Annotated in this window: 16 protein-coding genes; 6 read left to right on the top strand and 10 right to left on the bottom strand. The window is 62.3% G+C overall.

The window, feature by feature from the left end:
* Nucleotides 1–8: 8 nt before the first annotated feature.
* Together Q0X18_RS06300 and Q0X18_RS06295 are read left to right on the top strand one after the other, a co-directional pair.
* Nucleotides 9–869, top strand: a complete 861-nt coding sequence (locus Q0X18_RS06300) for a site-specific DNA-methyltransferase (RefSeq protein ID WP_297559892.1) — start codon at nucleotides 9–11, stop codon at nucleotides 867–869.
* Nucleotides 838–1,692 carry an MBL fold metallo-hydrolase gene (locus Q0X18_RS06295; RefSeq protein ID WP_297559889.1) on the top strand — a complete coding sequence of 285 codons (855 nt, stop codon included), beginning with the start codon at nucleotides 838–840 and terminating at the stop codon, nucleotides 1,690–1,692. The genes Q0X18_RS06300 and Q0X18_RS06295 overlap by 32 nt, the downstream gene beginning before the upstream one ends.
* On the opposite strand, the gene paaZ is transcribed toward Q0X18_RS06295, so the two are convergent.
* The 3 genes from paaZ to Q0X18_RS06280 are packed head-to-tail and all read right to left on the bottom strand — an operon-like array spanning nucleotide 1,668 to nucleotide 5,347.
* Nucleotides 1,668–3,728 (bottom strand): phenylacetic acid degradation bifunctional protein PaaZ, encoded by a 2,061-nt coding sequence (gene paaZ / locus Q0X18_RS06290; RefSeq protein WP_297559886.1) that lies wholly within the window; start codon nucleotides 3,726–3,728, stop codon nucleotides 1,668–1,670. The two genes, Q0X18_RS06295 and paaZ, sit on opposite strands and share 25 nt — an antisense overlap.
* Nucleotides 3,729–3,752: 24 nt before the next feature.
* Nucleotides 3,753–4,820 (bottom strand): nucleoside 2-deoxyribosyltransferase, encoded by a 1,068-nt coding sequence (locus Q0X18_RS06285; protein ID WP_297559883.1) that lies wholly within the window; start codon nucleotides 4,818–4,820, stop codon nucleotides 3,753–3,755.
* A 2-nt stretch (nucleotides 4,821–4,822) separates the two neighbouring features.
* Nucleotides 4,823–5,347, bottom strand: coding sequence for a DMT family transporter (locus tag Q0X18_RS06280; protein ID WP_297559880.1), 525 nt, complete (start codon nucleotides 5,345–5,347; stop codon nucleotides 4,823–4,825).
* Nucleotides 5,348–5,480: 133 nt separating this feature from the next.
* Here Q0X18_RS06280 and Q0X18_RS06275 point away from each other — a divergent pair, with 133 nt between their 5' ends.
* The 3 genes from Q0X18_RS06275 to Q0X18_RS06265 all read left to right on the top strand — a co-directional run bounded on the left by Q0X18_RS06275 (nucleotide 5,481) and on the right by Q0X18_RS06265 (nucleotide 8,969).
* A complete protein-coding gene (locus tag Q0X18_RS06275) occupies nucleotides 5,481–5,969 on the top strand; it encodes a cytochrome P460 family protein (RefSeq protein ID WP_297559878.1) in 489 nt (162 codons plus the stop codon).
* A gap of 49 nt (nucleotides 5,970–6,018) precedes the next feature.
* Nucleotides 6,019–6,579, top strand: coding sequence for a MarR family winged helix-turn-helix transcriptional regulator (locus Q0X18_RS06270; RefSeq protein ID WP_297559875.1), 561 nt, complete (start codon nucleotides 6,019–6,021; stop codon nucleotides 6,577–6,579).
* 179 nt (nucleotides 6,580–6,758) lie between these two features.
* Nucleotides 6,759–8,969 carry an ATP-dependent Clp protease ATP-binding subunit gene (locus tag Q0X18_RS06265; RefSeq protein ID WP_297559873.1) on the top strand — a complete coding sequence of 737 codons (2,211 nt, stop codon included), beginning with the start codon at nucleotides 6,759–6,761 and terminating at the stop codon, nucleotides 8,967–8,969.
* Between the two features lie 95 nt (nucleotides 8,970–9,064).
* Here Q0X18_RS06265 and Q0X18_RS06260 read toward each other — a convergent pair whose 3' ends face one another.
* From Q0X18_RS06260 to Q0X18_RS06245, 4 genes are read right to left on the bottom strand one after another with little or no spacing between them, the layout of a single operon-like run.
* Nucleotides 9,065–9,562 carry a dihydrofolate reductase gene (locus tag Q0X18_RS06260; RefSeq protein ID WP_297559871.1) on the bottom strand — a complete coding sequence of 166 codons (498 nt, stop codon included), beginning with the start codon at nucleotides 9,560–9,562 and terminating at the stop codon, nucleotides 9,065–9,067.
* Nucleotide 9,563: 1 nt separating this feature from the next.
* Complete coding sequence (locus Q0X18_RS06255; protein WP_297559866.1) at nucleotides 9,564–10,358, bottom strand: thymidylate synthase; 795 nt, start codon at nucleotides 10,356–10,358, stop codon at nucleotides 9,564–9,566.
* A gap of 55 nt (nucleotides 10,359–10,413) precedes the next feature.
* The gene (locus Q0X18_RS06250) at nucleotides 10,414–10,974 is read right to left on the bottom strand and encodes an IS630 family transposase (RefSeq protein WP_297557198.1); all 561 of its coding nucleotides are present in this window, start codon (nucleotides 10,972–10,974) and stop codon (nucleotides 10,414–10,416) included.
* Nucleotides 10,974–11,486 carry a winged helix-turn-helix domain-containing protein gene (locus tag Q0X18_RS06245; protein ID WP_119361502.1) on the bottom strand — a complete coding sequence of 171 codons (513 nt, stop codon included), beginning with the start codon at nucleotides 11,484–11,486 and terminating at the stop codon, nucleotides 10,974–10,976. The genes Q0X18_RS06250 and Q0X18_RS06245 overlap by 1 nt, the downstream gene beginning before the upstream one ends.
* A gap of 80 nt (nucleotides 11,487–11,566) precedes the next feature.
* Between Q0X18_RS06245 and Q0X18_RS06240 the strand changes: the two genes are divergently transcribed.
* Nucleotides 11,567–12,438 (top strand): IS5 family transposase gene (locus Q0X18_RS06240; RefSeq protein WP_297557946.1). Its coding sequence is split into 2 segments (ribosomal slippage): nucleotides 11,567–11,915 and nucleotides 11,915–12,438, totalling 873 coding nucleotides; the frame shifts between segments, so codons are not numbered across the junction.
* Here Q0X18_RS06240 and Q0X18_RS06235 read toward each other — a convergent pair.
* The 3 genes from Q0X18_RS06235 to Q0X18_RS06225 all read right to left on the bottom strand — a co-directional run bounded on the left by Q0X18_RS06235 (nucleotide 12,435) and on the right by Q0X18_RS06225 (nucleotide 15,562).
* Complete coding sequence (locus Q0X18_RS06235; RefSeq protein ID WP_297559864.1) at nucleotides 12,435–13,334, bottom strand: FAD-binding oxidoreductase; 900 nt, start codon at nucleotides 13,332–13,334, stop codon at nucleotides 12,435–12,437. The genes Q0X18_RS06240 and Q0X18_RS06235 overlap by 4 nt on opposite strands.
* Nucleotides 13,331–14,653, bottom strand: a complete 1,323-nt coding sequence (miaB, locus tag Q0X18_RS06230) for a tRNA (N6-isopentenyl adenosine(37)-C2)-methylthiotransferase MiaB (RefSeq protein WP_297559862.1) — start codon at nucleotides 14,651–14,653, stop codon at nucleotides 13,331–13,333. The genes Q0X18_RS06235 and miaB overlap by 4 nt, the downstream gene beginning before the upstream one ends.
* 105 nt (nucleotides 14,654–14,758) lie before the next feature.
* Complete coding sequence (locus tag Q0X18_RS06225; protein WP_297559860.1) at nucleotides 14,759–15,562, bottom strand: phosphotransferase enzyme family protein; 804 nt, start codon at nucleotides 15,560–15,562, stop codon at nucleotides 14,759–14,761.
* Nucleotides 15,563–15,565: the final 3 nt, after the last annotated feature.

Raw genomic sequence — 15,565 nt, 5'->3', positions numbered from 1 at the left:
TCGGGCCGATGCGGCGCATTGTGCAGGCGGAGTGTCTGGATTACATCCGCACCTTACCCGATGCTTCCTTTCCGCTCATCTACCTCGACCCGCCCTTCAACACCCGTAAAACCCAGCAGCGGCGCCGTATACGCGCAGTGGCCGACGAACAGGGCTCGCGCCGTGGCTTTGGGGGTAAGCGCTACCGCACCGAGGCCCTCGAGGCCCCCGTCTACCCCGACCGCTACGACGACTTTGTAGAGTTTCTGCGCCCCCGGCTCGAGCAAGCTTACCGCCTGCTTAGCTCGAGCGGCTCGCTCTTCGTGCACCTGGACTACCGCGAGGTGCACTACGTGAAGGTGCTCCTGGATCAGATCTTTGGCCGCAAGAGCTTCATCAACGAGATCATCTGGGCCTACGACTACGGCGGTCGCTCCAAAAAGCGCTGGCCGGCCAAGCACGACACCCTCCTCTGGTACGCCAAGCACCCGCAAAAGTACACCTTCAACTACGAGGCCATTGACCGCATTCCCTACCTGGCCCCCAAGATGGCCGGGCCGGAGAAGGCCTCGAGGGGCAAAACCCCCACCGATGTCTGGTGGATGACCATCGTGCCCACCTCCTCCAAGGAGAAAACCGGCTACCCCACCCAAAAACCCCTGCGGCTCCTGGAGCGCATCGTGCGGGTGCACTCCAACCCCGGCGAGGTGGTGCTGGACTTTTTCGCCGGCTCCGGCACCACTGGCGAGGCGGCGGCCCGCCATGGGCGGGGGTTTTTGCTGGTAGATCAGAGCCCGGACGCAGTCGCGGTTATGCGGCGTAGACTGGCGGCCTTCGAACCTGAGATAATCATCCCCAATGCGCCCCATCCTGTACCACAAGCTCGGTAACCTCGAGCTCTGGATTCTGAACGACGGCGAGCTGTGGCTAGATGGCGGCTCGATGTTTGGCATCGTGCCCAGGAGCCTCTGGTCGAGGCTGGTGACCCCGGACGAACAGAACCGCATCCGCCTGGGCCTGAACCCTTTGCTGGTGCGCGTGGGCGGGCATCTGGTGCTCATCGAGACCGGCATTGACCGCAAACCCGACGAGAAGTTCCGCCGCCTCTACGGCCTGAGCGAGACCAACCCCCTGCTGGATCAGCTGGCGCTGCTGGGGGTAGGGCCGCAGGACATCTCGCTGGTGGTGCACACCCACCTGCACTTCGACCACGCCGGGCTCAACACCCGGCTGGTGGAGGGGCGGCTCCTGCCCACCTTCCCCAGGGCCCGCCACATTGTGCAGAAGCAGGAGCTGGAGGACGCTTTGCACCCGCACGAGCGCAGCCAGGCCAGCTACCGCATAGAAAACGTGGAGCCGCTGGCCGAGCAGGGGCGTTTTGAGGCGGTGGAAGGGGAGGCCGAGCTGCTGCCCGGCCTGCGGGTGCTGCCGGCGCCCGGCCACACCCTGGGGATGCAGGTGGTGGAGCTGGCCTCGGAAGGGCAGCGGCTGGCCTACACCGGTGACCTGGTGGCCCTGCGGGTGCAGACGCCGCTCCTCTACATCCCGGCCTTCGACCTCTACCCCATGACCACCCTCGAGACCCGCAAAAAGCTCTACGCACGCTGGCTCGAGGGTGACTACCTGCTCTGCTTCACCCACGAGCCGGGGCCGCCTATGGGCCGGCTGGTACGGGGCGAGAAGGGCTATCAGGCCGAGGCTGTGGAATTCTGAAGCGTGGGCTTGCGCTCCACCAGGGTCAGGATGTCGTAGAGGGCCACGGTCTTGCCCTCCTGGTTGGTAATCTCCACCGCCCAGGTCACCACCCCGGTGGGCCGCTCGCCGGGCCTGGGTTCTTTGGCGCTTTTCGACTTGACCGTGAGGCGGGCCTGGATGGTATCGCCGATGCCCACCGGCTCGATAAACCGCAGGTGCTCGAGGCCGTAGTTAGCCAGCACCGGCCCCGGCGCCGGGCTCACAAACAAGCCCGCCGCCGCAGAGATCAGGAAGTAGCCGTGGGCCACCCGCTTCCCGAAGATGGAGTCTTTGGCCCCAATCTCGTCCACGTGGGCATAGAAGTAGTCGCCGGTGAGGTTGGCGAAGTTCACGATATCGGCCTCGGTCACGGTGCGGCGGTGGGTCAGGAGGCTTTCGCCAATCTCCAGGTCTTCAAAGTACTTGCGGAAGGGGTGCACCACATCCTCGCGCACCGCGGCCCCGCGCACGTACTCGTTGCTCAGGGCCATCAGGGTGGTGGGGTCGGCCTGCACCGCGCAGCGCTGGAGGTAGTGCTTGATGCCGCGCACCCCGCCCAGCTCCTCGCCGGCCCCAGCCCGGCCCGGCCCACCGTGCACCAGCAGCGGCAGGGGAGAGCCGTGGCCGGTGGACTCCTGGGCGTTTTCGCGGTTGAGGATGAGCATGCGCCCGTGGTGGGTGGCACAGCCGAAGAAGAGGGTGCGGGCCTCCTGCCGGTTGTAGCTCACGATGCTCCCCACCAGGCTGCCTTTGCCGCGCCGGGCCAGGGCGATGGCCTCGTCCAGGCTCCCGTAGGGCATCAGGGTGGCTACCGGGCCGAAGGGCTCGAGGTCGTGCGCCCCGCTCTCCCAGGGGTTGGGGCTGTAGAGCAGGGTGGGGGCCATGAAGCCGCCTTTTTCCCAGTCGCCGCCCAGAAGCTCGGGCGAACCCTGGAAAGCCACCTCGCAGCCCTGGGCCTTGAGCTGCTCGAGCACACCCTGCACGTCCCGGCGCTGCGCCGCCCCCACCAGCGGGCCCATCCCCACCTCGGGACGGCTGGGGTCACCCAGGGTCACCTGGGAAAGCGCCTGCTTGAGGGCCTCCAGCACGGCCTCCAGTTTGTCCTTGGGGACGATCACCCGGCGGATGGCGGTGCACTTCTGCCCGGCCTTGACGGTCATCTCCCGCGCCACTTCCTTCACGAAAAGTTTGAACTCGAGGTCGCCCGGCTCCACGCTCTGGCCCAGGATGGCGCAGTTCAGGCTGTCGGCCTCCATGTTGAAGGGTACGGCGTTGGCTACCAGGCTGGGGTGTACCTTCAGCTTGCGCCCGGTGGAGGCCGACCCGGTAAAGGTGACGCTATCCTGCTCGTTCAGGTGCTCGAACAGGTCGCCGATGCCGCCGCAGATGAGCTGGATGGCCCCCTCCGGCAGAATCCCCGACTCGATCATGGCCCGGAAGACCGCCTCGGTCAGGTAGGCCGTCTGGGTGGCCGGCTTGACGATGGCCGGAACCCCGGCAATAAGGCCCGGGGCCAGCTTTTCCAGCATCCCCCAGACCGGGAAATTGAAGGCGTTGATGTGCACCGCCACGCCCTCCCTGGGCACCAGGATGTGCCGCCCCAGAAAGGTGCCCTGCTTGGAGATCGTCAGAGGGTCGTCCTCGACCAGGAAGCGCTCGTTGGGCAGCTCGCGCCGGGCCAGCGAGGAGTAGCTAAAAAAGGTGCCAAGGCCCCCATCAATGTCGAACCAGCTATCGTACTGGGTGGCCCCGGTTTTGTAGGAGAGCGTGTAGAACTGTTCCTTGCGGGCCTGCAGGTACTGGGCCAGGGCCCGCAGCATGGCGGCCCGCTCGTGGAAGGTGTACTTGCGCAGGTTGGGGCCACCCACCTCGCGGGCGTAGCGCACCATCGCCCCAAAATCCAGGCCCTGGCTGCTTACCAAAGCCACCGGTTCGCCATACACCGCATCGGTAACCAGGGTGCCGTCGTCCGCGCCCTGGTGCCAGGCTCCGACCGCGTAACTGCTTAGTTTCATACCCACTATTCTAACAAGCGTTTGTTATGTGGATGAGTTATGACCATTGCAGATAACCTCGCCAATGACGGAGGCGATATCTGCACTGGTAGCTACGATTCGAGAAGCTGAGTGCTGAAGCATTAAATTGCGTGGCATATTATATTCATCGCTACCATGCATATAGCCTTTGCCAGAGTAATAAAGCACAATTTTGCGCCCTAGAGCATACAGGTAGCCCTGCAAAGCTGCGCTCTCTGGGTTAACATCGGATCCGTCGCCCAGTACTACCACAACATCCGACGAAATGGCGTCTTGCAAGTCTTTCTTTGCACCCTCGAGCAGGTCTACTTCGGGAAGCAACTCGTAACGCTTCGCAAGGAGTACCTGCCAGCCGTCTTTTTCCAGAAGTTTGCGTACTTCTGCAGCCAAGATCTGCTGAAACTCAAACTCGCCCCCACCAAACTCGAGGAATACGCGACGGTTCGGGCTAGTGGCTGGCGTAGTGGAAAGCCAGGGTTTTTCCGATGGGTGCAGTATGCGCTTACCAATGGTATTCCCAAGGCTTTTTTCTATGCGCTGCAAGGCCGTTTCGATTAGGTCAAGATACACCGCAGGTTGGCTCGCCAGCTCTGTGAAGGGGAACTCGCCCTCCTCCAGTACTTGATTGGCCATGAGTTCCAGCAGAGGAGGTAGCCGATAGAGTCTTTCGAAATAGCGATACTGGTAGTTGTTGGTCAGCAATACGATGGTAGGCAGGCCTCGGCCTGCAGCGAACCCAATTTCAAAGCAAATGCCCGCATCGAACTGCGTGTGATAAAGCGGTGCAATCAGAGCAAAGGCATTTTCCAGCCGCTCGATATCTTTGCGAAAAATTTCCTTCGTGAACGATTCTCCAAGCGAGAGCTCTATTGCACCGTTCGAGTCCCGGTAAGGTAGAAAAGTTATTGGCTCTTTTGGGCTAAAACCCAGTTGCTTCAGGCCTTCCAGCAGCCCTGTCCGGCAGGCGCGCTCGAGGCGCGCACCAAAGTAGCGGCCGGTGTGCTCGAATAAATAGGTGGCTACATATACTGGCCCCTTGCCGTTGATGAGCCTCTGTAGCCTTTCTGACATATTCAGCTTCTGATAGCAATTACAGCGCCCAAAAGTAGTACGCCTAAGCCAATTAGCTTAGCTTCTGAAAGGGGACTGGCTTCCAGGCCTAGTAGCCCAAATTGTTGTAACAAGGCAGCAGCCAGAACCTGGCTTGCAAGTAGCAGCGCAATGGCGTTGGCAATACCCAACTCCCTTACTGAAAACACCGTTCCGAGCACCACAAGAATTCCAATGATTCCACCCAAAAAACTGTACCATGGTAAGCCTTGCCGGATACCTATCCCAACTAAACCGGCGTAAGCTAGGAGAAGGCAAACAGCAAAAAAAGCTAGGGCTAGGCGCTGCGAGGTGCTTAAGTATGCCCCAAACAATGGGGTTTGCTGAAACAATGCCAAGCCTAGCAAAGACACGCCAAGACCTATGACGTGTACCAGGCTGGAAAGTCCCAAAATACCGGCTTTGGCCTGCAGTAAGCTATTAATTGGTCCCAGAACCGCTATCAAGATCCCTGTTCCAATGGCAATAAAAATGGGGAAAACTTGCATACTCCGTATGCAAATAATATCCAAAAAACTTTACTTGGTCAAATGTGTAAACGCTGGCCAGCTGAGACCTGGCTTGACAGATTGGGCTGCTGAATGATATATTTAGGAGTCCTAAATATATGGAGATTCTGCCATGAAAACGCCCAAGCTCGGCCTGCTTTTGCTGATGGGATGCTTTGGCCTGACGGCTGGCATACTTGGACAATCCGTTGGTGGCGTGGCCTATCCTGAAGGCTACCGTGCCTGGACGCACGTCAAAAGCATGATTGTGGAAAAGGGCCATCCTCTGTTTGAGCTGGTGGGCGGCCTGCACCACATCTACGCCAACAGCAGGGCCATGCAAGGTTGTCAGGCCAACCCTCGGGTCTTCCCCGAAGGGGCGGTAATCGTGTTTGATTTGCTTGAACCTGTGGTGGGTAACAACGCGGTGGTCGAGGGGAAACGCAAGGCTGTGATTGTGATGGAAAGAGACTCCCGCCGTTTTGCTGCAACTGGCAACTGGGGGTACGCAGTGTTTGAAGGTGATGGTCGCAGGGCTGTTGAAATAAACGTGAATAGCTGTTACGAATGCCACAAGGGCGCGGCAAACACCGACTTTGTTTTCAGCAGTTTCCGTCCCTAAAGTACAATACCGGCGGTGTGGTGATCCGCACCGCGCCATGGAAGCGCCTTTGGAAAAAAAACTTGCATCGGCTCTCGAGCGTCTTGCTCAGGCCCAGCGGGTCTTGCTATGGCAAAAAGCCGAGCCCCTGGGCCTCAGTCCTATTCAAGCCCTGATTTTGCTTCACCTTAATCTCCGCGAACCCACCACACGCAGGGTAGGGGTGCTGGCTCAGTACTTCGACCTGACCCCCGCTACAATCAGTGATGCGGTTCGGGCTTTGGTAGGCAAAGGGCTGCTGACACGCCACCCTGGCCGCGACCGCCGAACCCATACCCTCGAGCTGACCCCTGCGGGCCTCGAGCATGTGGAGAAGCTCAAAGACTGGGATCGGCCCTTGCAGGAAGCGCTAAAAACACTAGAAACCACGCATAAAGAAGTGCTGTATGACCTGCTGCTAACTTTACTGGCCCGGCTGGTGGAGGACTCGGTTATCACCGTGGTACGCATGTGTCTGCTATGCCGGTATTTGCAAAGCCAGCAGGGTAAGTATCACTGTGCACTCCTGCAAAAACCTCTGCCCGTACCCGAGCTGCGGGTGGACTGCTCGGAATTCAGCCCAAGCACATAACTCGGCGGACGAAGCTAGGTGCCCACAGAGTTGGGCAACCCGGTTGCTGTACGCCACCTTTGTTAAACGCTTCGTAACGTGTGGCGCAAACACCTAAAACAGGTCGGTCATACTGTAATATTGAGGTAGGAAGAAAGCGGCGCTATGAATACTTGTACGACATACCAGGAGGTTCGCGCTTGAACAGGTACGACGATCGCGCCAGGTTGGTTTTTCATTACGCCAGGGAGGAAGGGAGCCGACTGGGCCATAGCATGATCGGGCCCGAGCACCTGCTACTGGGCCTGATGCGCGAGGGAGGTACGGCCGCGCGCATCCTGATGGAGTACGGGGCCAGCTTGGAGGCCATGCGTCGGATGGTCGAGGAGCTGGTCGGGCGGGGCGAGGGCAGCCGCACCGGTGAGCCGCCGGCCATCACCCCGCGCGCCCGGCGGGTGATGGAGCTGGCCGGGGCCGAGGCCCGCAACATGTCGAGCCAGGTGATTGGCACCGAGCACATACTGCTGGGCATCATCCGCGAGGGCGACGGCATCGCTTACCGCATCATGACCCATTACGCCAAGGATGTGGACACCATCCGCTGGCGGGTGCTCTCGCAGGCCGGCGAGCAAACCAAGGAAAAAGCCGTGGCTACGCCGTTCCTGGACGAGTATGGCCGCGACCTCACCCGTGAGGCTCGAGAGGGCAAACTCGACCCTGTGATTGGCCGAACCGAAGAGATTAACCGGGTTATCCAGATTCTGGCCCGTCGCACCAAAAACAACCCCGTGCTGGTGGGCGACCCCGGCGTGGGTAAGACCGCCATTGTGGAGGGGCTGGCCCAGGCCATCGTGGAGGGCCGGGTGCCGCCGGTGCTGCGCGGGGCCCGCATCGTCTCGGTGGATCTGGCTGGGGTGGTGGCCGGCACCAAGTACCGGGGCGAGTTCGAAGAGCGCCTGCGCCAGATTATCGAGGAGCTCAAAAACGCCAAGGTGGTGGCCTTCATTGACGAGCTGCACACCCTGATTGGGGCGGGCGGGGCCGAGGGCACCCTGGACGCCGCCAACATCCTCAAGCCCCCCCTGAGCCGGGGCGAGATTCAGGTCATCGGGGCTACCACCACCGGCGAGTACCATCGTTATATCGAGAAAGACGCGGCCCTGGAGCGCCGCTTCCAGCCGGTAATCGTGTTAGAGCCCACCCCCGAGGAGACCCTGGAAATCCTCAAAGGGTTGCGGCCCCGCTACGAGGCCCACCACGGGGTGGTCATCCCCGACGAGATTCTGGGCCTCTCGGTCAAAATTGGCATCCGCAGCCTGCCGGGGCGCAACTTCCCCGACAAGGCCATTGACCTGATTGACGAAGCCGCCAGCCGCGTGCGCCTCAACGACTCGCTGGGTCTGCCGGTGGCGGTGGACGAAGATGGCACCCCGCTGGTGGCCCGCGAGGATATCGAGAGCGTGGTGGACTCCTGGGGCGGTGTGTACGTAGACGACAAGGACGACAGCAAGCTCTTTGGCCTCGAGGAAGAGCTGAACAAGCGCGTAATTGGCCAGAAGGAAGCCGTCGAGGCCCTGGCCGCCGCGCTGCGCCGCAGCCGGGTGGGGCTGGGTGGCCGGACGCGGGTCTCGGCCAGCTTCCTGTTCGTGGGATCATCCGGTGTGGGCAAAACCCACCTGGCCAAGGCCCTGGCCGAGGTGCTCTTTGGCTCGGAGCGGGCGCTCATCCGCTTCGACATGAGCGAGTTCCAGGAGCCGCACTCCATCTCCAAGCTGATTGGGGCTCCGCCGGGCTACGTGGGCTACGAGCAGGGGGGCCGCCTGACCGAGGCGGTGCGCCGCCAGCCCTTCAGCGTGGTGCTGCTGGACGAGATCGAGAAAGCCCACCCCGACATCTACAACACCTTCTTGCAGGTGCTGGACGAAGGCCGTCTGACCGACGGCCTGGGTCGCACGGTGGACTTCCGCCGGGTGATTCTGATCATGACCTCCAACACCGGCTTTAACGTGGGGCCGGCCATCGGCTTCACCAACCGCGAGGTGGACACCGAAAGCCCCCTCAAGGCCATCTTTACCCCGGAGTTCCTCGACCGCCTGGACGAGGTCATCCGCTTCCGCAACCTGAGCGAGCCCGAGCTGGTGCAGGTCACGCAGATTATGCTCGAGGACATCGCCAAAGAGCTCGAGTCCCGCGAGAAGGTGGTGCGCTTCGACCCCTCGGTGGCCTCCTGGCTGGTAAGCCAGGCTCCCAAGCAGGGCAGCACCCGCATTCTGCGTAACCTGATTCGGGAGAAGATCGAAGACCCGCTCTCGCTCGAGCTCCTCTCCCGTCCGGGCCGCACCCTTTTTGTGACCCTCAAAGACGGCGCAATCGCCTTCGAGGAAGAAGAACTGAGTCTGGGTTTGGCTTAAGCAGCACTGCGACACAGGGCCTCCCCGCCTGCGGGGAGGTTTTTTGTGGATCGCTTCTGCTGCTCGAAGCCCGAAGGACGCGGGTTTGTAGTGAACTAGGTGGGAAACTCGTCGCGCTCAAGATCTACATAGGTAAAGGCAAATTGATGGCGTTCGTCGGCGGGGTGGTGCTCCCGGTAGGTCTCGCGCCACCCGGCCTGGTTCCACGGGGGAAAAAAGGTGTCGGCATCGGGGATAAGCGTCTCGACCAGGGTCAGGTGCAGGTGGGTGGCTAGGGGCAGGAACAGGCTGTAGATTTCGCCCCCCCCAATCACCATCAGCTCGTCGTCCAGCTTCAGGGCGTCCTCGAGGGCGTGCACCACCTCTACGCCCTCGGCGGCAAAGGCCGGGTCGCGGGTGAGCACCACATTGCGGCGTTTGGGGAGGGGCCGCCCGATGCTTTCAAAGGTCTTGCGGCCCATCAGCACGGTCTTGCCCAGGGTCAGCGCACGGAACCGCCTGAGGTCGTCGGGCAGGTGCCAGGGTAGCGCCCCAGCCCGGCCAATGGCGCGGTTCTGGTCCATTGCCACCACAAAAGCAATCTTCCGGGCCATACTAAACCGCTACCGGGGCGGGGATGCGGGGGTAGGGGTGGTAGTCCAGCAGCTCGATGTCGTCGTAAGTGAAGGCGAACAAGTCTCGCACAGCGGGGTTGAGCCGTACCGTGGGCAGGGGCCGGGGCTCGCGGGAAAGCTGCAAGCGGGCCTGCTCAAAGTGATTGCGATAGAGGTGAGCATCGCCCAGGGTGTGAATGAACTCGCCGGGCTTCAGACCCGTGACATGGGCCACCATGAGCGTCAGCAGCGCGTAGGAAGCGATGTTAAAGGGAACCCCCAGAAAGATGTCGGCGCTGCGCTGATAAAGCTGGCAGGAAAGCCGCCCTTCTGCCACGTAGAACTGAAACAGGATGTGGCAGGGGGCCAGGGCCATGCGGGGCAGGTCGGCCACGTTCCAGGCGCTCACCACCAGGCGGCGGGAGTCGGGGTTGCGCCGAATCTCTTCCACCACCCAGGCCAGTTGATCGATGGTCTGGCCGTCCGGGCCGGCCCAGCTCCGCCACTGCTTGCCGTACACCGGCCCCAGCTCGCCCGCCTCGTCGGCCCACTCGTCCCAGATGGTGACCCCGTTTTCGCGCAGGAAGCCGATATTGGTATCGCCCCGCAAGAACCACAAAAGCTCGTAGACCACGCTTTTCCAATGCACTTTCTTGGTGGTTACCAGGGGAAAACTCTGGCGCAGGTCAAAGCGCATCTGGTAGCCGAACACCGAGCGGGTGCCCACGCCGGTGCGGTCGGACTTATCTACCCCGTGCTCGAGCACATGGCGCATCAGGTCGTGGTACTGCTGCATGGCGCATAGTCTATCAGGATGGGCCGGTGATATGAAATCCTTTTGATTCATTCCCCTAACATCCCCCCGGCCACCAGTGAAATAGGGTGTAGCTCTGGATAAGCGCGGGCTGGGTTTGTAGGTAAGCGCACCGGGCTTCCACCTTGGCCCACAGCTCCTCTTCATCCTGCACCTGCCCATTGGCCACGACCGCGTCAATGAGCCCCCAGACTCGTTCTACCGGCTGCAACTCGGGCGAGTAGGGTGGCAGATAACACAGCCCCAGGCCCTTGGCTGGCTCCACCCGCCCCGAGGTGTGCCAGCCAGCCTGATCCAGCACCACCAGTACCAGCTTGCCCGCCCCCGCCCCCCGTAGCCGGGCAAAGGCCTCCAACACCAACTGGAACCCCTCCACCGAGACCGAGGGCAGCAGCCAGTACTCGCTTTCCCCCGTACCCGGTCTTATGAAGGCGTACACATACAGCCAGCGATAGCGGGGCCGCTCCTGCGCTAGCGGCGTCCTCCCTCGCAAGGCCCATACCCGTCGGCGGATGGGCTTCAGCCCTATTCGGCGCTCATCAAAGCCCCACACCTCCAACTCCAGTTCAGGAAAGAGCAACCTGAACAGGAAAACCATCAGAAAGAGCTTTTTTTGAAAGCCTCCTGCCGCTTCGCATCCGCCTCCCGGTGGCGCGGCCGGGGGCGCAGCGGGGCCAGGCCCAGGCGACGCATCCAGTACCAGGCCCGCCGCCCATCCACCGGACGTCCCAGCCTTTCAGCCAGCCACTCCGCAGCGTTGCGTATGCTCCAAAGCCCGTCCCTGGGATGGGGCTGGAGGAGGGCCTGGCGGAAGCCCTCCTGGAGTTCGGGCGGTACGAGGGGGGCCCGGCCTTTGTTCTCGTGCCGCAGATTCTTCATGGGCAGGCCCTGATTGTAGCGGTGGATTACCTGACGCACCCAGCGATCGGTATAGCCCAGATTCCTGGCTACCTCGGGGATGCTCTGACCCCTGGCCAGCAGCCAGAGAGCGTGCCAGCGGGCGCGTTCGGTGTGGTCTTGGGACTCCCGGTAGAGGGCGTGGAGGTTATCCGGATGGTGTCGCAGTTGGAGTTCCAACCGGGGGCGGCGCTGATGTTGGGCCAGTTGCATGGCTCCATTTTAGTGGAAAGAGTCTTGAAGATTTCTTATGAGAGACTGTCTTAATAGCCTCCCTCATGCTATAGTCACGCATGGAACTCAGACAAAGCCGCTACCCCAGCGATCTGACCGACCAGGAATGGGCCATACTGGCACCCCTGATGCCCCAGCCCTCCGCCGCCCCCCATCGCCCCCGGGAGAATCCCTGGCGGGAAATCCTGAACGGCATCTTCTACATCACCCGCGCCGGCTGCGCCTGGCGCATGATGCCCTATGACCTGCCCCACTGGAAAACCGTCTATCACTACTTCCGTTTGTGGCGCAAATCGGGTTTTCTGGAACAGATACATACCACCCTGCGCGAGAAAACCCGCCGTAAAGCAGGACGCCTGCCCGAACCCAGCGCGGGGATTCTGGATAGCCAGAGCGTGAAGACCTCGGGAAAAGGGGGGTCAGGGGGTATGACGCGGGCAAGAAGGTAAAGGGGCGCAAACGGCATCTGCTGGTGGATACACAAGGGCTGGTGTTGGGAGTCAAGGTGCTGCCCGCCCACCTCACGGATGCGGAGGGCGGGCGAGAGGTGCTGGAGGGGGCCAGGGGGCTGTCGAAGCGGTTGTCGCATCTGTTTGTGGATGGGGGGTACAAGCGCAGGTTTGAGGAATGGGTTCGGCGCACCTTGGGCTGGACGGTGGAGGTGGTGCGCAGGCCGGATGCCAACTTCCGGGGTATTTGGTGGCCTAAAGACCAGCCTCTTCCGGAGGACTTGGAGGAGGAAGTGCGGAAGAGGACGCGGGGGCATCGGGGGTTTGTGGTGATTCCCCGCAGATGGGTGGTGGAGCGGACGTTTGCCTGGCTGAGCTTCAATCGGAGGCTGAACCGGGACTATGAGCTTCTACCTGAGAGCTCAGAGACCTTCATCCACACAGCGATGATCCGGCTTATGGTCAGAAGATTGGCCTCCTAGAAAGTATTAAGACAGTCTCTGAGACGTTTGAGAAGGCGCCAGGCATACAGAGGCGCGTAAAAATACGCCGCCGAGCCAAAACCGGTGAGGGCGAAGCCGCCCGGAATCTCCTTGAGGTAGTTGCGGTCGAGCCGGTAGCGCACCCCGGCCCAGGACGCACTAAATACGGGCTGGTAGCCCAGCAGCTTTTGCGCCTCGGCCAGCAGCCACTCCACCTCGTGCGGCTGGGTCTGGTGGGGTGCATACCTGTCCTGGTGGGGCAGATAGCTCCCGCCCAGGCTGTGCCCGGCCACATACACCCCATACGAGCGCGCCTGCTTGAAGTGCTGCTGGGTTTGCAGCACCGAGCCAGGGGTGAAGCGCCCGCCCAGCCCTACCAGGTGCGCGCCGCTCGCACCGCCGGCGTAGACCAGCACCTTGCCCGATATCCTGCCTCCGTCCTCGAGCCACGCTACGCCCGATTCGAGTCGTTCCACGCTGGCGTACAGGATGTTCAGGCCCTCGGCCAGGCGGTGCAGCAGGGGGGTGGTCTCCAGCCACCCCGCGTTTTCCAGGTACAAACCCTCCTCGAGCCACAGGTGCGGAATCCGGCGGCCCTGTAGCTTTTGCTGCCAGACCGGCCTATCGCTTTGGGGCACAGGCCGCAGGATGCCCTGTCGTACTGTCCCGAACCGGGGATAAAAGTCCCACAGGGCTTCTAAGGCCTCCTCGGCCTCGGGTGCCACCATCCCCCGCTTGCCCCGCACCGGGTTCAGCAGGGCATCGGGCACCCGGCTGGCCTCGCCGAGTTGGCGGGCCACCACCAGCACCTCCCTGCCAGCCTCGTGCAGCACCCGGGCCGCACACAACCCGGCGATGCCGGCCCCGAGTACCACGATTTCAGCCTGGGTTTTCACGCCATCATCAGCGGAATCGTGGCCGGCTCCTGCGCCCCCACCACCTCACCCAGAAGCATGTGGGGGGTGGCCTGCTGGATGACCGCCTGGTACAGGCCGGGGCGGGGGGCCTGGGCCGCGGGCAGCAGGGTGGGGTGGTTGCCGCGGGTGTGGCCCTCCACGAAGCTGTCGTCTTTGGCGGCGCCGCGCACCAAGACCTCTACGGTCTGGCCCACCCAGCGCTGGTTCTGCCGGTAGCTCCACTCTTTTTGCTTCTCAATCAGGCGCTGGAGCCGCTCGACCTTGACCTCGCGCGGCAAATCCTGGAAGTGCTTGTAGCTGGGGGTGCCGGGGCGCGGGGAGTAGATGAACATGTAGGCGCTGTCGTAGCGTACCTCGTCGTAGAGCGAGAGGGTGGCCTGGAAGTCTTCCTCGGTCTCGCCGGGGAAGCCCACGATGATGTCGGTGGAGAGCACCACGTCCGGCATGGCCTCGCGGATGGCCCGGATACGATCCAGGTACCATTCCCGCCGGTACTCCCGCCCCATGCGGCGCAGCACCCGGTTGGAGCCGGACTGTACCGGCAGGTGGATGTAGCGGCAGACCTGGGGGGTCTCGGCCATGGCGGCAATTACGTCGTCGGTGAAGTTGACCGGGTGGCTGGTGGTGAATTTGATGCGGGGAATCCCCACCTGGGCAACCAGGCGCAACAGCTCGGCGAAGCTGGGGAAGCCCGGCTGGTCTTTGCCGTAGGAGTTGACGTTCTGGCCTAACAGGGTGACCTCGAGCACCCCCGCGGCCTTGAGCTGCTCCACCTCGCGCAGAATCAGGTCGGGGTGGCGGCTTACCTCGGGGCCACGGGTGGTGGGCACGATGCAGTAGGTGCAGTGGTGGTTGCAGCCCCGGATGATGCTCACAAAGGCCGATAGGGCCCCCTGGGGCGCAGGGGGCAGGTGGTGGGTGAGCTCTTCGCGGAAGCTCAAGTCCCAGAAGCGGCTTTTGGCCTCGAGGGCCTTGCCAATCTCGGTAAGCGCTCCCGGCCCCAGGAGCACATCCACCTCGAACTTGCGGGCCATCTGCTGGCCCTCCTCGAGCTGGGCCAGGCAGCCCATCATGCCCACCAATAGGGGGCGCTTCTCTTTTTCCTTGCGCAGCTCACCCAAAAGCGAGCGCACCTTCTCCACAGGCTTGCCCCGCACCGCGCAGGTGTTGACCAGCACGAAGTCGGCTTCCCGCCAGGTGTCTACAAACTCCGCGCCAAACGACACCAGCTCGCTTCGCACGAGGTGGGTGTCGTACTCGTTCATCTGGCAGCCATAGGTGATGATGTTTGTTTTCATGTAAACCTCTGGGCCTACCGGAGGGATTCCGGGGCCGCGCGGATTCTAAGTGTAGCAAAATGGGGGGCTGTCTACGAGATATCCGGTTGGCAGTTGTGGTCGTGTTCAGACCAAGGCACCGTATTCCCGCAAACCTTCCTGGATGAGTTGCATCAACCTGGGTTCCTCGCCGGGGATATTCTCCCGCAGGCGGGCTGCAGCTACGATGGGCATCCAGGCCTGTAACTCGGTCAGATTGAGGCCGGAAAAGCTTTGATAGTCCTCGAGGTAGGTTTGGTAAAAAACCTCACGCTGACGCAAAATTTCCTCACGGGCGGGCAGGTCGGGGGGAAGCTCGCTGTGCAGGATGAGCAAGGTGGTTCGGGCGATATCGGCCAGGGGGTTACCCCGCATGGCGCTGGGCCAGTCCACCACGAACACGCCCTCCTTGCCTACCAGCACATTCTCGGGATGAAAATCGCCGTGGCAAAGGGCGGTTCCATCGGTTAGGCGCTCGAGGTGTTGCAACAACGCCGCTCGCTCGGCCTCTGAAAGCCGGCAGGCCTGGATGCGCTGGATGAGGTAGTGCCGCTGCGAAGGTAGGTGTCCTGCGGTTTTACTGTGCAGCTGGCGGTGCAAAGCCCCCAGCATCTGCGCGGCAAAGCGCAAGCGGTCGGGGTTGGACTGGATGTAGTCGGTAAGCGGCACACCCCGAATCCACTCGAGCACCAGCCCCCAGCGCCCCTCGAACTCCAGCACATCCTCCACCCTGGGCGAGGGCACCCCCAGCAGCCAGACCTGCTGGGTGAGCTGAGCCTCGAGCTGGGCATCGGCCTGGGAAAACTCCGGCCAGAACAGCTTGAGCACGTAACCGTCGGCCCAGGCAAACACCTCGGCCTCGCGCCCCTGTCCCAGCCGTACGAGCGACATACA

This window comes from Meiothermus sp. (assembly GCF_026004075.1).
GTDB lineage: Bacteria > Deinococcota > Deinococci > Deinococcales > Thermaceae > Meiothermus.
Note: the sequence above shows the minus strand (reverse complement) of the source record. Positions and strands in the feature narration are given on the sequence as shown.

What these genes read in the sequence shown, in the direction of transcription:
- Q0X18_RS06245 (WP_119361502.1), bottom strand. Translation starts at nt 11,486, where the DNA reads ATGCAACTGGCCCAACATCAGCGCCGCCCCCGGTTGGAACTCCAACTG.
- Q0X18_RS06300 (WP_297559892.1), top strand. Translation starts at nt 9, where the DNA reads ATGCGGCGCATTGTGCAGGCGGAGTGTCTGGATTACATCCGCACCTTA.
- Q0X18_RS06295 (WP_297559889.1), top strand. Translation starts at nt 838, where the DNA reads ATGCGCCCCATCCTGTACCACAAGCTCGGTAACCTCGAGCTCTGGATT.
- Q0X18_RS06255 (WP_297559866.1), bottom strand. Translation starts at nt 10,358, where the DNA reads ATGCAGCAGTACCACGACCTGATGCGCCATGTGCTCGAGCACGGGGTA.
- paaZ (WP_297559886.1), bottom strand. Translation starts at nt 3,728, where the DNA reads ATGAAACTAAGCAGTTACGCGGTCGGAGCCTGGCACCAGGGCGCGGAC.
- Q0X18_RS06260 (WP_297559871.1), bottom strand. Translation starts at nt 9,562, where the DNA reads ATGGCCCGGAAGATTGCTTTTGTGGTGGCAATGGACCAGAACCGCGCC.
- Q0X18_RS06225 (WP_297559860.1), bottom strand. Translation starts at nt 15,562, where the DNA reads ATGTCGCTCGTACGGCTGGGACAGGGGCGCGAGGCCGAGGTGTTTGCC.
- Q0X18_RS06275 (WP_297559878.1), top strand. Translation starts at nt 5,481, where the DNA reads ATGAAAACGCCCAAGCTCGGCCTGCTTTTGCTGATGGGATGCTTTGGC.
- Q0X18_RS06285 (WP_297559883.1), bottom strand. Translation starts at nt 4,820, where the DNA reads ATGTCAGAAAGGCTACAGAGGCTCATCAACGGCAAGGGGCCAGTATAT.
- miaB (WP_297559862.1), bottom strand. Translation starts at nt 14,653, where the DNA reads ATGAAAACAAACATCATCACCTATGGCTGCCAGATGAACGAGTACGAC.
- Q0X18_RS06250 (WP_297557198.1), bottom strand. Translation starts at nt 10,974, where the DNA reads ATGGTTTTCCTGTTCAGGTTGCTCTTTCCTGAACTGGAGTTGGAGGTG.
- Q0X18_RS06280 (WP_297559880.1), bottom strand. Translation starts at nt 5,347, where the DNA reads ATGCAAGTTTTCCCCATTTTTATTGCCATTGGAACAGGGATCTTGATA.